A 14,381-nucleotide genomic window follows, 5' to 3' on the forward strand; every position below is an offset into this window, starting at 1 on the left:
TCGTAGGAGATGTCTCGTTCTCCGGATGTGCTCCGGCTGCTGTGGTGGGCTGTCCACGGCGGGTCAGGAGCGCTGCTGCTGGTGGCCGTGATCGGCGCCGCCCGTGACGGCCGCGCCGCCGTGGCCGTCGCGGGCCTGCTGCTGGGCGCGCTCTACGCCGCCGGTCCCGCCTTCACCGGCCGGCTGAGGGGGCGGGCGCGGGAGCGGGCCTGGCTGGTGGTGGTCACGCTGCTCTGGACGGTCCTCAGCGCGCTCTCGCCGCTGTTCACCTGGCTCGCGTTCCCGATCTTGCTGGCCGCGCTGTACGTGCTTCCGCTGTGGGCGGCGATGTACGGCGTGGCCGTACTCACCTGTGTGAGCGCCGCGGCGGCGAGCTGGCACGCGGGCGGGGTGTCGGCGGCGCTGGTGGCCGGGCCGGCGGCGCAGGCGGTGGCGGCCACGGTGATGTGGGCCGGACCGGTCACGGGGTCACGATCGCGAAGTCGCGTACGGGGGCGTCCAGCACGGCCACCAGGCGTTTGAGCACCCGCGTGTCCCCCTCCCGATCCACCCCGTCCACTTCCCTGCCCATGATCATGGCCAGGAGCTGGGCCTTGGTCAGCCTGAGCGTCAGGTCGACGGGCCGCGGCGGCGGGTCCACCTGCTGGATGAGCGCGCCGTTGGACAGCGTCGTACGGAAGCGCTGCCCCAGGTCGGTGAGGTGCCAGTCGATCGACAGGCTCTCGTTCCAGGCCCGGGGCCCGTCGACGCGGACGGCGATCGTGTCGAAGATCTGGCTCACGCTCAGCGCGGCGACCAGGTCCGGCGACACGCTCCCGCCGGTCGCGGGCACGATGCCGTCGTCCAGCTCCAGCGCCCCCATCAGGTACGAGTTCCGCCAGGCGGCGTTCTCCGCGCCGTGCCCCAGCCGGGTGTAGACCTCGGCGAGCAGGTCGCGGGCCTCCTTGTTGCCCTCGTCGGCGAAGACCGCGTGGTTGAGCAACTGGGCGGCGAAGCGCAGGTCGTTCTCCGCGAGGTAGCCCTTGGCCAGGGCCACCACGGCCGCGCCGCCGCCCAGGCACTCGACGTAGCGCAGGGCGCTCTGCCTCGGCGGGTGCTCCCACAGGTGGGCCGGGTTGCCGTCGTACCAGCCCAGGTAGTGCTGGTAGATCGCCTTGACGTTGTGGCCGGTCGAGCCGTGGTAGCCGTGGGTGTGCCAGACCTGCTCCAGGGCCGGCGGCAGCTGCATGTGCTCGGCGATCTCCGCGCCGGTCAGGCCCTTGCTCATCAGGCGCAGTGTCTGGTCGTGCAGGTAGGCGTACAGGTCGCGCTGCTGCGCCAGCAGGCGGTCGATGTTCTCGGCGCCCCAGGTGGGCCAGTGGTGGGAGGCGAAGGCCACGTCGGCCCGGCCGGCGAAGAGGGTGCTGGTCTCGGCCAGGCAGCGCGTCCACAGGCGGGGATCACGGACGTGCGCGCCGCGCAGGTCCAGGAGGTCGTGCTGGCTGTGGGCCGCGTTCTCGGCCAGGCAGAGGGCGCGGCGGTCGGGGAGCAGGAAGACCAGCCCCGGCGGGGGGCCGGGGCCGAGCTGGAAGGCGAAGCGGACCCCGTCGACCGTCTCCTCCTGGCCGGTGCGCTCGATGTGCGTGGTGGGCGGGATGAGGGAGATCCTGCCGATGGAGGCGGCCAGGCCGGGACCGGCGCCGAGCTGACCGGCCGGCGACCTGTCCAGGGCGGGGCCGTACACATAGAGCGAGCGGCGGGTCCTGGCCGGGCCGGCGTAGACGGTGTCCGCGGCGGTGTGCTCCAGGAAGCCGGCGGGGGCCAGGATGGGGATGCCGCCGCCGGTGACGCCGCGTACGCCGCCGAAGTGGTCGACGTGGGCGTGGGTGTAGACGACGCCGGTGACCGGGCGGTGGCCGCGGTGGCGGCGGTAGAGGGTGAGCGCGGCGGCCGCGCACTCGGTGGAGATGAGCGGGTCGACGACGATGACGCCGGTGTCGCCCTCGACGAGGGTCATGTTGGACAGGTCGAGGCCGCGGACCTGGTAGATGCCGTCGGCGACCTCGTACAGGCCCTGTTTGGCGCAGAGCCGGCCGTGCCGCCAGAGACTGGGGTGGGCGCTGTCGGGGCACTCCTGGTCCAGGAAGGCGTAGGCGTCGCCGTCCCAGACGACCTTGCCGTCAGCGTTTTTGATCACTGCGGGGGTAAGGGGCGCGACGAAGCCGCGGTCCGCGTCGTCGAAGTCGGCACGGTCGTGGAAAGGCAGGTCGGCCATGGCAGGGGGATGCCCGGAAACCGGCACAGGCACGGTCAATGAACGTACGAAATACCATGAACCTCCGTTGAGTTCGAATATCCCGAAATATCAAGACATAGAGGCTGCGGCGGGGTGGCGTCGGCGGTGTGATTGGCTTGAGCTGTCCTGATCGGTCTGGAGGGTTCGGCGTGGAAGCCTGTGTGTTCGACCTCGACGGGGTGCTCGTCGACTCCGAGCCGGTGTGGGAAGAGGTGCGGCGCGCCTTCGTCGCCGCCCACGGCGGCACCTGGCAGCCCGACACGCAGTCGCGGCTCATGGGCATGAGCACCGGCGAGTGGGCCGCGTACCTGCACGAGCTCGGCGTCGAGCTGCCTCCCGACGAGATCGCCCGCGGCGTGATCGACCAGATGACGGCCCACTACCGGGAGGGTGTGCCGCTCATGAAAGGCGCCCCCGAGACGGTGCGCCGGCTCGCCGGCCGATTCACCCTGGGCCTGGCCAGCTCGTCGCCCCGGGCGCTGATAGACGTGGCACTCGACGCGAGCGAGTTGCGCGCGTGCTTCACCGCCACGGTCTCCACCGAGGAGGTCGCGCGCGGCAAGCCCGCACCCGACGGCTACCTGGAGGCGGCCCGGCGGCTCGGCGTCGCCCCCGAGGGCTGCGTCGCCGTGGAGGACTCCAGCAACGGCCTGCGCTCGGCCGACGCGGCCGGCATGCGCGTCATCGCCGTCCCCCACCCCCGCTACCCGCCCGCCCCCGACGCCCTCGCCCTGGCCTGGCAGGTCGTCCCCGACCTCACCTCACTCACCCCCGAGCTCCTCGAACGATGATCCGCCCCAGAACCGACGCCGACCTGAACGCCTGCGTCAAGGCTCTCGCCGACGTACAGGCCGCTGACCGCTATCCGGTGGACTGGCCGGACGACCCCCGGGGCTGGCTGACCCCGAACGACCTCGCCGCCGCCTGGGTGGCCGTGGCGGACGGCGCCGTGACCGGGCACGTGGGGCTGGCCAGGACCGGGCCGGAGCCGGCGCAGTCACTCGGGATCCCCCTGGGCGGGGCCGTGACCCGCCTGTTCGTCACCCCGCCGGCCCGCCGTGGCGGGCTCGCCGCCCGCCTGCTCGACGAGGTACGGGTCGCCGCCGGCGGCCCACTGGCCCTGGAGGTGTCGGACGAGGCCACGGCCGCCATCGCCTTCTACGAGCGGCACGGCTGGCGCAGGTTCGCCAGCACCCGGGCCCGGTGGCTGAACTCCGCCGGTGAACCCGCCCTGCTCCACCACTACCTCAGCCGCTGAGGCTATTGTTGGTGAACCGTGCGAGACATCACGGTTTTCAGTGGCAGCGCCCATCCCGGTCTGGCCGAGGAGATCTGCGCTCACCTGGGCACTCCCCTTCATCCCGTCAAAGTCGACCGCTTCGCCAACGACGTCATCGAGGTCCAGCTCCAGGCCAACTGCCGCGAGCGTGACGTCTTCCTCATCCAGCCCCTCGTGCCACCCACCCAGGAGAACCTGGTCGAGCTGCTGCTCATGCTCGACGCCGCCCGGGGAGCCTCGGCGGCCAGGACCACCGTGGTGCTGCCGCACTATGCCTACGCCCGTTCGGACAAGAAGGACGCGCCACGCATCTCGATCGGCGGGCGACTGGTGGCCGACCTGATGGTGGCGGCGGGCGCCAGCAGGGTGCTGGCGATGACGCTGCACTCGCCGCAGGTGCACGGCTTCTTCAGCGTCCCCGTCGACCACCTGCACGCGCTGCGCGAACTCGCCGCGCACTTCAACCGCTACGACCTGTCGAACACGGTCGTGGTCTCCCCCGACCTCGGCAACGCCAAGGAGGCCGCGCACTTCGCCCGGCTGCTCGGCACCGGGGTCGCGATGGGGGCCAAGCAGCGCTTCGCCGACGACCGGGTGGTGATCAGCTCGGTGATCGGCGACGTCGCGGGCAAGGACGTGATCATCCTGGACGACGAGATCGCCAAGGGCAGCACGGTCATCGAGCTGCTGGACCGGCTGCGCGAGCTGGGGGTGCGCTCGGTGCGGATCGCCTGCACGCACGGCCTGTTCGCCGACGGCGCGGTGGAGCGGCTCGGCGCGCTGCCGGAGGTCGAGGAGATCGTCTGCACCAACACGGTGCCGTCGCCCAAGCCGAGCGACAAGCTCACGGTCCTGTCGATCGCCCCGGCCCTGGCGGAGGCCATGCGGCGGATCCACTACGGCGAGTCGGTGAGCGCGCTGTTCGCCACCCCCTAGGCGGGGCCGCCGTTGCTCATGAGCGGCCCCCTAGGCGGAACCGCCGTTGCTCATGAGCAGCTGGCCGTTGATCCACTGGCCCTGCGGCGAGCAGAGGAAGTCGACGAGGTGCGCGGTGTCGCGCGGCGTGCCGAGGCGGTCGAGCGGTGTCTGGCGCAGGCAGGTCTCCCGCACCTCGTCCGACATCCAGCCGGTGTCCACCGGGCCGGGATTGATGACGTTGGCGGTGATCCGGAGGTGGGCGAGCTCGTGCGCGGCGGCCAGGGTGATGCGGTCCAGCGCGCCCTTGCTGGCGCCGTAGGGCAGGTTGCCGACCGTGTGATCGCTGGTGAGGGCGATGATCCGGCCGGTGCCCGGCGTGCCCCGGAACCGCAGCCCGTACTCGCGGATCAGCAGCCAGCTGGCCCGCGCGTTCACCGCGAAGTGCCGGTCGAAGCTCGCCACGGTGGTGTCCAGCAGGCCGGAGGCGACGGACTCGCAGTGGCACATCACCAGGGCGGTGACCTGGCCCAGCGCCCGCTCCGCCTGGTCGAAGACCTGCGCGGGGACGGACACGTCGGCCAGGTCCGCCTCGATCGCCACGGTGGCCGCGCCGTCGCCGCGCAGCGCCGCGTCGATCGCCTCACTCGCCCCGGCCTCGACGCCCCAGTCCATGCGCTCGTCGTACGGGCTCCAGTAGGTGAAGGCGATGTCCCAGCCCGACGCCGCGAGCCGCCTGGCGATCCCGGCGCCGATGCCGACGGTGCGTCCCACGCCGGTGATCAGCGCGACGGGGCGAGATGTGGTGTCTGTCACGTCTGAGATCGTCGGGGAACGGCGGCGATCCGGCAACCGCATATCGCGCGATCTTTTCTCGGGGCCGGGGCTGGATCATAGTGATAGTCATGCACACCGCCACTGAGCTCCTGTTGACGCAGTTCCTCACACAGGTCAGGCCGGTCGTGCCGCTGGTGGCGCTGTGGGCGCACGGGTCGCTGGCCAAGGGCGACTACCAGCCCGGCCGCAGCGACCTCGATCTGATCGCGGTGGTCGACGCGCCGCTCACGGACGCGCAGCGGGACGGGCTCGAGCGGCTGCACCAGGATCTCGATCCACCGCTCGCCGCGCACCTGCACTGCTCCTACCTGCCCCTGGGGCAGCTGGCCGAGCACGGGACGACGCATGTGACGTGGGCCATGGAGGAGCTGTTCGAGCGGCCCGTCACGGCCGTGACCCGCCGCGAGCTGCTGACGGGCGCCCTGGAGCTGTACGGCGAGCCGCCCGGCGAGCTGATCCCGCCGGTCTCGGATCAGGAGCTGGCCGACTTCGTCCGGGCCGACCTGCGTGACTTCTGGCTGGTGAAGACGGAAGGGCGCAAACGGTGGCTGCGGGAGGTGTGGGTGGATCTGGGCATGGTGACGGTCGCGCGGGCGACGGTGACGTTGCGGGACGGGCGGCTGATCAGCAAGCGGGAGGCGCTGGACGTGCTGGGCGAGCTGGGTGCGCCCGAGGTCGTGGTGGCCGACATCCGGGCCCGGCGCTACGGGCAGCGTGGGCCGGTGCTGAGCAGGTTCCGGCGGGGGAAGCTGGCTCGGGCCTTCGTCAGGACCACGATCCGGAGTGTCCTGGCCCCGCACTAGTCTTTGATGCGAAATATCACCCAATCTGGGGGAAGGTCGCACATGGGGGAAATCAGGGAGTCGTACCTGGTCGCCGCGGCGTCGGCGGTGGCACTGCTGCGCGATCCCGCCGTGGCCGCGGCCTGGAACAAGCCGAGTGCGCTGACCGAGTTCAGTGTCGCGGGCCTGGCCGGGCACCTGTCGCTGCAGCTCGCCAGGGTGCGCCAGGCGCTGGAGTCGGCGGCCGAGGAGATTCGGGAGCCGATCGAGCTGATCGAGCACTTCTCCCGGTCCGCCTGGGTGCAGTCGGGCCTCGACCACGAGAGCAACGTGAACGTCAGGCGAGGCGGCGAGGCGGCCGCCGCCGAGGGCCCCGCCACCCTGGTCGCCACGGCCGACGACCTGCTGGCGAACCTGCGGGCCATGCTGCCCGCCGAGCCCGCGGACAGGGTCGTCGACCTGCCCTGGGCGAGCTGGTCGCTGCGGCTGGACGACTTCCTGCTCACCCGGCTGATCGAGCTGGTCGTGCACTCCGACGACCTGGCCGCCAGCGTCGGCGTGGGAACGCCCGAGCTGCCCGCCGAGGTCGTCGACCCGGTCGTGGAGATGCTGGCGCGGCTGGCCGTACAGCGTCATGGGGCGACGGCGGTCGTCCGCGCCCTGAGCCGCGCCGAGCGTGCGCCGGCCACCATAAGCGCCTTCTAGCGTCCGGCACGCCCCGGCGAAGATCCGTCGCCGGGGCGGCGGCGACTCAGCTGAAAAGCTTGTCGACGGAGTCCACCAAGGCGGCCCGCTGCAACCATCTCTCCAGCGTGGCGGTGTCGGTGCACCCGAGGATGCGCTCGCGGTCGGACTCCGACAGGGTCAGCCCTCGAGACTCCAGCACCAGGAGCACGCCCTTCGCTTCGCCCTCGGCAATCAGGCTCTGAGCGTACTTTCCCTGGTAGAGATAGGTATCGGTGGCCATAAGACGCTCCATTTCTTCCTGCGCATCTCCGGTCAACGCCACGGTGACATACTCAGCGTACCTGTGGGCTTTCTCCGGATCGATGCTGTCCAGTGCCTCGACCAGCGTGGCGAGGATGGCCTTGATCTGCGGATCCTTGCTGTGCGTGATGGCCGCGACGGCGGCCAGCCCGATGTTGCCGATCGCCTCGGCGACCTCCATGATGACCGGGGTGTTGTCGGGCCCGATCACCAGCGGGTACAACGTGTACCCGGGATGACCCGTCTCGATGGCCTGCGCAGCCCAGCGGGCGGTCGCCCGGTCGGGGCAGATGACTACCAGGCAGGTCTGGCAGCGGTCCCGTACACGCAGGTTGGCGAGGTAGGCCGGCCACGTCAAATGCTTGTCGTCGTCCGGCTGGAGCTGAACTTCGGTGATGACCGCGAATTTTTCGCCTCGTGCGCCGTAGAGCACCGCGGCGTCGGCCCGGTAGACCGAAGGGCTGCATTCTGACAGGTCTGGGGAGATGATCCTCGCGTCGGAGGTGTGTGTAAGAGGGAGTCCGAACAACGTGCGCAGCATCCGCGCCGTCTCTTCGGTATCGAGCGTAGTGATCCCGATAAGCCCCTCGTGCAGGGCGGTAACCATGAGCGAGATATTACTCTGTGAATCTGTTCGGATACTAGCAGTCACCAAATTCCTTGGGGATTTTGTGCGGAATGAAGCGTTCTGTTCTGGTAGGATAAGAGCAGAACGTTCCGTTCCGTGCTTTTGAAGGAGTTCTCATGACCATTCTCGTCACCGGAGCCACCGGGACCGTCGGCCGGCTCATCGTCGAGGAGCTTGTCCAGGCGGGACAGCGGGTGCGTGCCATGACCAGGAACCCCGCCAAGGCCGACCTGCCCGAAGGCGTCGAGGTCGTGGAGGGGGATCTGGCTCGGCCCGAGACGCTCTCGGCCGCCTTCGACGGCGTCGACGCCGCGCACCTCATCAACTTCGCCGGCGACGACTACGCGCCCCTCCAGTACGGCGACCGGATCGCTGAGCTGGCGGCGGGGGCCGGCGTGCGGCGGGTGACCGTGCTCGGCGGGCGGGCCGACGGGCCGCTGGAGCAGGCGCTGGCCGCCACCGGCATGGAGTGGACGCTGCTGCACCCGGTCGAGTTCATGGCCAACACGCTGCAGTGGTGGACCTACTCCGTCAGGGCCGAAGGGGTCGTCAAGGAGCCGTTCGGCGACCGGCTGAGCGCCATGGTGCACGAGCGGGACATCGCCGCCGTGGCCGCCACGGTACTGGTCCAGGGCGGTCACCACGGCGAGTCGCTGACGCTGACCGGGCCGGAGGCGGTGGCCACCCGCGACAAGGTGCGCATGCTCGGTGCGGCTGTCGGCGCGGAGATCCGGTTCGTGGAGCTCACCCGGGAAGAGGCGCGGGCCCAGTGGCAGATGGCCGGCATGGGCCCGGAGACCATCGAGTTCCTCTTCGAGGCGCTCGGCAACACGCCCAAGGAGGGCTACACGGTGGTCCCGACCGTCGAGCAGGTCACCGGCCGGGCACCGCGCGGCTTCGCCCAGTGGGCCGCCGAGCACGCCGAGGCGTTTCAGCCGGTGGCGTCCGCGTAGTGGCAGGCCGCCTGGGACAGGGCGGAGGCGGGCAGGATGTCGAGCAGCTCTCCCCTGCATCTGGCGTCCACGCCCGCCTCGGCGGCCTTGCCCGAGGCGAGGATCTGGCAGCGGGCGTGGAAGCGGCAGCCGCCCGGGATCCGGGTCGGGTCCGGCGGCTCACCGGTCAGCACCACCCGTTCGGGCGACTCGGGCAGCACCGACAGCAGGGCCTGCGTGTACGGGTGCCGGGGCGCGGTGAGCACCTGCTCCACGGGCCCCGACTCGACGATCCGGCCCAGATACATGACCGCCACCCGGTCGGCGATGTTCCAGGCCAGGCCCAGGTCGTGGGTGACGACCAGGGCGGACAGGCCGAGGTCGTCGCGCAGCTTGAGCATCAGGGCCAGGATCTCGCCCCGCACCGAGGCGTCCAGTGAGGCCACCGGCTCGTCGGCGACCAGCACCTTCGGGTTCAGCGCGAGCGCGCCGGCGATCACCACGCGCTGCCGCTGACCGCCGGACAGCTCGTGCGGGTAGCGCAGCAGGAACCGCTCGGGCGGCCGCAGCCCCGCCCTGGCCAGCGCCGAGTTGACCACCTCAGCCTCATCGGGCATGCGGTGGATGCGCGGGCCTTCGGCCACCGCCTCGTAGACGGTCTGGCGGGGGTTGAGCGAGCCCGTCGGGTCCTGGAGGACGAGCTGCACCTGCCTGCGGTAGGCCTTGAGCGCCTTGGAGCCGTACTTGAGCGGCTGCCCGCCGTACCGGACCTCGCCTGAGGTGGGGCGTTCCAGGCCGAGCAGCGTGCGCGCCAGCGTCGTCTTGCCGCAGCCTGACTCGCCGACCAGCGCCACGATCTCGCCCGCGCCGAGCGAGAGGTTGACGCCGTCGACCGCGCGGGCGCGACGCCCGCGCGAGGTGAACTCGACGTGCAGGTCGCGCGCCTCCAGCAGGGTGCTGCTCACCGTCGCCACGGGGTCCGCCGTCCGCGTCTCGGTCGTCTCGGTCATGACGCCTCCTCTTTCGACCGTACGTGTACGCATGCGGCGGCGCGGCGGTCACCGGCGGGCCACAGTTCGACGTCCAGCGTCGAGCACTCCTCCAGCGCGACCGGGCAGCGCGGGTGGAACGGGCACCCGGCCGGCAGGTGCATGGGGTCGGGCGGATCGCCGCCGAGCCCCTTGGGCGCCAGCCGCGAGACCGGGTCGCCCACGGTGGGGAAGGCCGCCGCCAGCGCCTTGCTGTAGGGGTGCCTGGCGTCGTGGAACACCTCCAGCGACGGGCCGTGCTCGACCAGCCGTCCGGCGTACATGACGGCGAGCCGGTCGCAGACGTCGGCCAGCACGGACAGGTCGTGCGAGATCATGATCAGCGAGATGCCGTGCTCGGCGACCAGGTCCTTGATCAGCGTCAGCACCTGGGCCTGGACCATCACGTCGAGCGCGGTGGTCGGCTCGTCGGCGATGATGAGCTTGGGCGAGCAGGCCAGCGCCATCGCGATCATCACGCGCTGGCGCTGCCCGCCGGACAGCTCGTGCGGATAGCTGCGGGCCCGCCAGGCGGGCAGGCCCACCTGCTCCAGCAGCTCGGCCACGCGCTTGGCCGCCTCGTCGGGCTTGGCCAGGCCGTGCACCAGGATCGGCTCGGCGATCTGGTCGCCGATCCGCCGCACCGCGTTGAGCCCGTGCTGGGCGCCCTGGAACACGATCGAGGCCTCGGCCCAGCGGACGGCCCGCAGCCGGCCCCACTTCATGGTCAGGACGTCCTCGCCGTCGAGCAGGATCCGGCCGCCGACGCGCGCGTCGCGCGGCAGCAGCCGCAGCAGCGCCATGGCCAGCGTCGACTTGCCGGACCCCGACTCGCCGGCGACCCCGAGCGCCGCCCCGCTGTCCAGCGAGAGCGACACGCCTCGCACGGCGGGCACCTCGCCCGCCGCGATCCGGTACGTCACCGAGACGTCGTCCAGTTCGAGCAGAGTCATGCTCCCGCCTTCCGCAGTCGCGGGTTGAGCACGGCCTCCAGCGCCCGGCCGAACAGCGTGAACGCCATCACGACCGCGACGATGCACAGACCCGGGATCAGGATGTACCACCAGGCGCCGTTGTTGGCCGCGCCCCAGTCGTACGAGCCGCGCAGCATGGTGCCCCAGGAGGTCTTGTTCGCGCTCACGCCGAGGAAGGCCAGCGTGGACTCGGTGACCATGGCGCTGGCGACCTCCAGCGTGGTGCTGGCCAGCAGCAGCGGCGCCACGTTCGGCAGCACGTGCCGGGTGGTGACGTGCCAGTGGCCGGCGCCGAGCGCCTTCGACCGTTCGATGTACGGCCTGGCCTCCACCGCGAGGGTCTGTGCCCTGATCAGCCGGGCGGTCGTCGGCCAGGTGGTGATGCCGATGGCCATGATGATGGTGTACGTGCTGCCGCCCAGGATGGCCGCCAGCACCAGCGCCGTGATGAGCGAGGGCAGCACCAGGAACCAGTCGGTGACGCGCAGGATGACGGCGCCGATCCAGCCTCTGAAGTGCCCGGCGGCGATGCCGAGCACGGTGCCGATCAGCATGCTGACCAGTGCGGCGAGGAAGCCGATGAGCAGCGAGGTGCGTGACCCCCACCAGACCATCAGCAGGATGGACCGCCCCGACTCGTCGGTGCCGAACGGGTAGTCCCAGCTCGGCGGCGCCATCTTGGGTCCGGTGCCGCGCACCACGCCGGTGACGCTCTCGTCGATGAACAGCGGTGCGGCCAGGGCCGCCGCGACGGCGACCACGAGGATGGCCAGGCCGATCACGCCGGGGCGCTGACCGCGGAAGGTGTCCCAGAAGCGCCCGAACGCCATGCGTCTGCGGGTCCAGGTGACGCTCATGCCGACCTCACTCGCGGGTCGAGGATGTGGTAAACCACGTCGGCCAGCGTGTTCATCAGGATCACCGACACCGCGATCAGCATGAACGTGCCCTGCATGAGGGTGAAGTCCGGCACTCTGATCGCCGCGTAGAACAGCTCGCCGAGTCCGGGCCAGCTGAAGACGGCCTCCACAGTGACCGCGCCGCCGACGACGAAGCCGATGCGCATGAAGACCAGCGTCACCGTGGGCAGCAGCGCGTTGGGCACGGCGTGGCGCTTGCGTACCTCGTCGTCACGCAGGCCCTTGGCGCGCGCGGTGGTGATGTAGTCCTGCCCCACCTCGTCCAGCAGCGACGAGCGCATCACCAGCAGGTATTGGGCGTAAAGCACGCCCACCATGGCGATGCAGGGCAGCACCATGTGGTGGGCCACGTCGAGGACGTAGCCGAAGCCGTCGGGGGCGTCCACATCCTGGATGCCCCGCGACGGGAACCACTGGAACCAGGAGCTGAACACCAGGAGCAGCAGCAGGCCGAGCCAGAACGTCGGCACCGACCAGAGGACCAGCGAGGTGCCGGTGGAGAACCGGTCGAACCTGCTCCCGTGCCGCCAGCCGGCCCGCATGCCCTGCCACAGGCCCAGGCTGACCGCGATGACCAGGCTCGTCCCGGCGAGCAGCAGGGTCGCGCCGACCCGATCGCCGATGAGGTCGAGGACCGGCCGCTTGTACTCGTAGGAGGCGCCGAGGTCGAACCGGAGCGTCTGGCCGATGAAGTTCAGGAACTGGTCGAACAGCGGCAGGTCCAGGCCGAGCCGGTGCCGCTCCAGGTCGAGCTGCTCGGGCGTCATGTTGCGGCCCTGGGCCAGGTTGCGCACCGGATCGCCGGGCAGCAGCCGGAACAGGAAGAACGTCCCGACGATCACCATGCCGATGCTGAGCAGCGCCCCGCCGGCCTTCGACAGCGCGTAGCGCAGCGTGCCGAGCCGGGCAGGGCCCGCCGCCGCCTGGGCGGCGGCGGGCTCAGCCGTTTCGAGCGGTGCTGTCATTCGCGGTCGTCCGCGACGCTCTTACGCCGCCTCATCAGGAAGAATCCGGCCAGGCCGAGGACCACCACGCCGCCGACCACGCCGGCGATGAGGCCGGTGTTGGAGCCGCCCTCGGCCGACGCGGACGCGGGCTGCTCCACGGCCTCCAGGGAGTAGAACGGCCAGAAGCTGCTGCCGCCGTAGAGGATGCCGTCGGCCTCCGGGATCGAGGTGATGGACTTGATCCGGTCCTTGCGGTAGCCCTCGAGGTCGTTCGGGTAGTAGATGGCGATCACCGGGGCGTCGGTGTAGAGCCTCTCCTGCATCTGCTTGATGAGCTCGGCGCGCTTGGGCCGGTCGAGCTCCTTGAGCTGCTCCTTGTAGAGCTTCTCGAAGGTGTCGTCGCAGTAGAAGGACTCGGTGCCGCCGCCCTCGCCTGCCGGGGTGGGCCTGCGGCTGCACAGGTGCGTCGCGAGGACCTCCTCCGGGTCGGGGTTGACCGACCAGCCGCTGATGGCGATGTCGAACAGACCGGTGACGCCGGTCTCCTCGGAGAACTTGCTGGGTTCGACCTTCTTGGTGGTCAGCGTGATGCCGATCTCCTTGAAGAACCCGGCGAGGTACTCGCCCAGCTTGTCCTCGATGGGGGTGTCGGTGTGGATGCTGAAGCGGAACTCCAGCTTCTTGCCCCCGTCGGGCATCGTACGGACGCCGTCGGCGCCCTTCTTGTAGCCGGCGTCGTCAAGGATCTTGTTGGCCTTGGCCACGTCGTAGGTGACCTTGGTGTCGCCGCTCGCCTCCCAGAAGAAGTCGGTGTACATCGGCGGCACGATCGAGCCGTCGGCCGGCTTGGCCAGGCCGTTCTGCACCTCGTCGACCAGCTTCTGCTTGTCGATGGCGTAGTGCAGCGCCTGGCGCACCTTCTGGTCCTTCAGCGCCGGGTGGCCGTCGCCGACGGGCTTGTCGTCGGTGGTGGTGGCGCCGTGGTTGATCTGCAGGTAGGCGGCGCGGCGGCCCTGCTTGTTCCACTGGACGATGTTCGCGTCGCCCTGGAGCGCCTGGAAGTCCGGCGGGTTGAGCCGGCCGATCAGGTCGATCTCGCCGTTCTTCAGGCCGATGATCGAGGCGGCCGGGTTGTCGTAGAAGACGACCTGCAGCTCGTCGATCTTGGGCGCGCCCCGCCAGTAGCCGGGGTTCGCCTTCAGCTTCACGAACTGGTCCTTCTGGTGCTCCACCGCGATGTACGGGCCGCTGGTCACGGCCGGGTACTCGTCACCGGTGAAGTCGGCCAGGTTGGTGACCTTCTCCCAGACATGCTTGGGCATGATCGGGATCGGGTTGTCCAGCATGGACGCCTGCGGGGCCTTGAGCTTGATGGTCAGCTCCTGGCCGCTGGCCGTGACGGTCTCGAAGTTCTCGACGGCCGGGCCGTTCGCGGTCTTGGCCGCGTCGTCCGTCATGATCTTGTTGAACGTCCACGCGGCGTCCTCGGCCGTGACCGGCCGGCCGTCGGACCACTTGGTCTCGCGGATCTTGAACGTCCAGGTGAGCCCGTCGTCGGACGTGGTCCACGACTCGGCGAGGTCGGGACTGGGCTGGAGCGTCTTGGAGTCGGGGACCGTGAGGAAGCCGTACATCCAGCGGTGGATCGAGGTCGAGACCAGGCGGACGGCGAGGAACGGGTTCATCGAGTCGACGGCCTGGGTCGCCCCGACCCGGACGATCTTCTTCCCCGCCGAGGGACTCTGCGCGAGGGCCAACTGCCCCTGACCTGCCACTAAAAGCGCGACGCCCAGCGCAGCCAGACGTACGAGCCATTTCCTCATGATGCCTCACTTCAGGCGGGGGTATCTGTGTAGAGCACGGCACACCATAGGAAC

At 70.4% G+C, this 14,381-nt stretch carries 15 protein-coding genes; 7 read left to right on the forward strand and 8 right to left on the reverse strand.

The features are described from left to right. The first annotated feature begins 9 nt into the window (after positions 1-9). Positions 10-522, forward strand: a complete 513-nt coding sequence (locus tag IEY87_RS41130; protein WP_189144308.1) for a hypothetical protein — start codon at positions 10-12, stop codon at positions 520-522. Here IEY87_RS41130 and IEY87_RS41135 read toward each other — a convergent pair. After that, positions 461-2,254 (reverse strand): alkyl/aryl-sulfatase, encoded by a 1,794-nt coding sequence (locus tag IEY87_RS41135; RefSeq protein WP_189144309.1) that lies wholly within the window; start codon positions 2,252-2,254, stop codon positions 461-463. The two genes, IEY87_RS41130 and IEY87_RS41135, sit on opposite strands and share 62 nt — an antisense overlap. Positions 2,255-2,424: 170 nt before the next feature. Here IEY87_RS41135 and IEY87_RS41140 point away from each other — a divergent pair, with 170 nt between their 5' ends. Genes IEY87_RS41140 through IEY87_RS41150 form a run of 3 tightly spaced genes read left to right on the forward strand, consistent with a single transcriptional unit; the run spans position 2,425 to position 4,490 of the window. Next, on the forward strand, positions 2,425-3,066 hold the full coding sequence (locus IEY87_RS41140; protein ID WP_225278174.1) for an HAD family hydrolase: 642 nt from the start codon (positions 2,425-2,427) through the stop codon (positions 3,064-3,066). Next, a complete protein-coding gene (locus IEY87_RS41145; protein ID WP_189144310.1) occupies positions 3,063-3,533 on the forward strand; it encodes a GNAT family N-acetyltransferase in 471 nt (156 codons plus the stop codon). The genes IEY87_RS41140 and IEY87_RS41145 overlap by 4 nt, the downstream gene beginning before the upstream one ends. An 18-nt stretch (positions 3,534-3,551) precedes the next feature. After that, the gene (locus IEY87_RS41150) at positions 3,552-4,490 is read left to right on the forward strand and encodes a ribose-phosphate diphosphokinase (protein ID WP_189144311.1); all 939 of its coding nucleotides are present in this window, start codon (positions 3,552-3,554) and stop codon (positions 4,488-4,490) included. A gap of 30 nt (positions 4,491-4,520) precedes the next feature. Here the strand turns inward: IEY87_RS41150 and IEY87_RS41155 are convergent, their stop codons facing one another. Then, on the reverse strand, positions 4,521-5,327 hold the full coding sequence (locus IEY87_RS41155; protein ID WP_189144312.1) for an SDR family oxidoreductase: 807 nt from the start codon (positions 5,325-5,327) through the stop codon (positions 4,521-4,523). Positions 5,328-5,374: 47 nt separating this feature from the next. Between IEY87_RS41155 and IEY87_RS41160 the strand changes: the two genes are divergently transcribed. Together IEY87_RS41160 and IEY87_RS41165 are read left to right on the forward strand one after the other, a co-directional pair. After that, complete coding sequence (locus IEY87_RS41160) at positions 5,375-6,109, forward strand: nucleotidyltransferase domain-containing protein (protein ID WP_189144313.1); 735 nt, start codon at positions 5,375-5,377, stop codon at positions 6,107-6,109. A gap of 42 nt (positions 6,110-6,151) precedes the next feature. Further along, a complete protein-coding gene (locus IEY87_RS41165; RefSeq protein ID WP_189144314.1) occupies positions 6,152-6,793 on the forward strand; it encodes a maleylpyruvate isomerase N-terminal domain-containing protein in 642 nt (213 codons plus the stop codon). Between the two features lie 46 nt (positions 6,794-6,839). Here the strand turns inward: IEY87_RS41165 and IEY87_RS41170 are convergent, their stop codons facing one another. Continuing rightward, positions 6,840-7,682 (reverse strand): hypothetical protein, encoded by an 843-nt coding sequence (locus IEY87_RS41170; RefSeq protein WP_189144315.1) that lies wholly within the window; start codon positions 7,680-7,682, stop codon positions 6,840-6,842. Between the two features lie 137 nt (positions 7,683-7,819). Here IEY87_RS41170 and IEY87_RS41175 point away from each other — a divergent pair, with 137 nt between their 5' ends. Next, the gene (locus tag IEY87_RS41175; RefSeq protein ID WP_189144316.1) at positions 7,820-8,656 is read left to right on the forward strand and encodes an NAD(P)H-binding protein; all 837 of its coding nucleotides are present in this window, start codon (positions 7,820-7,822) and stop codon (positions 8,654-8,656) included. Here IEY87_RS41175 and IEY87_RS41180 read toward each other — a convergent pair. The 5 genes from IEY87_RS41180 to IEY87_RS41200 are packed head-to-tail and all read right to left on the reverse strand — an operon-like array spanning position 8,635 to position 14,327. Beyond that, on the reverse strand, positions 8,635-9,645 hold the full coding sequence (locus IEY87_RS41180) for an ABC transporter ATP-binding protein (protein ID WP_189144317.1): 1,011 nt from the start codon (positions 9,643-9,645) through the stop codon (positions 8,635-8,637). The genes IEY87_RS41175 and IEY87_RS41180 overlap by 22 nt on opposite strands. After that, on the reverse strand, positions 9,642-10,616 hold the full coding sequence (locus IEY87_RS41185; protein WP_189144318.1) for an ABC transporter ATP-binding protein: 975 nt from the start codon (positions 10,614-10,616) through the stop codon (positions 9,642-9,644). Before IEY87_RS41185 ends, IEY87_RS41180 begins: the two co-directional genes overlap by 4 nt. Further along, positions 10,613-11,494: an ABC transporter permease gene (locus IEY87_RS41190; RefSeq protein WP_189144319.1), complete on the reverse strand. Its 882-nt coding sequence runs from the start codon at positions 11,492-11,494 to the stop codon at positions 10,613-10,615. The genes IEY87_RS41185 and IEY87_RS41190 overlap by 4 nt, the downstream gene beginning before the upstream one ends. Continuing rightward, entirely contained in the window at positions 11,491-12,522 is a 1,032-nt protein-coding gene (locus tag IEY87_RS41195) for an ABC transporter permease (RefSeq protein ID WP_189144320.1), read from the reverse strand. The genes IEY87_RS41190 and IEY87_RS41195 overlap by 4 nt, the downstream gene beginning before the upstream one ends. Further along, positions 12,519-14,327, reverse strand: a complete 1,809-nt coding sequence (locus IEY87_RS41200) for an ABC transporter substrate-binding protein (protein WP_189144321.1) — start codon at positions 14,325-14,327, stop codon at positions 12,519-12,521. The genes IEY87_RS41195 and IEY87_RS41200 overlap by 4 nt, the downstream gene beginning before the upstream one ends. Between the last annotated feature and the right edge of the window lie 54 nt (positions 14,328-14,381).

Source organism: Nonomuraea glycinis (assembly GCF_014646515.1).
In the GTDB taxonomy this organism is placed as follows: Bacteria; Actinomycetota; Actinomycetes; order Streptosporangiales; family Streptosporangiaceae; genus Nonomuraea; species Nonomuraea glycinis.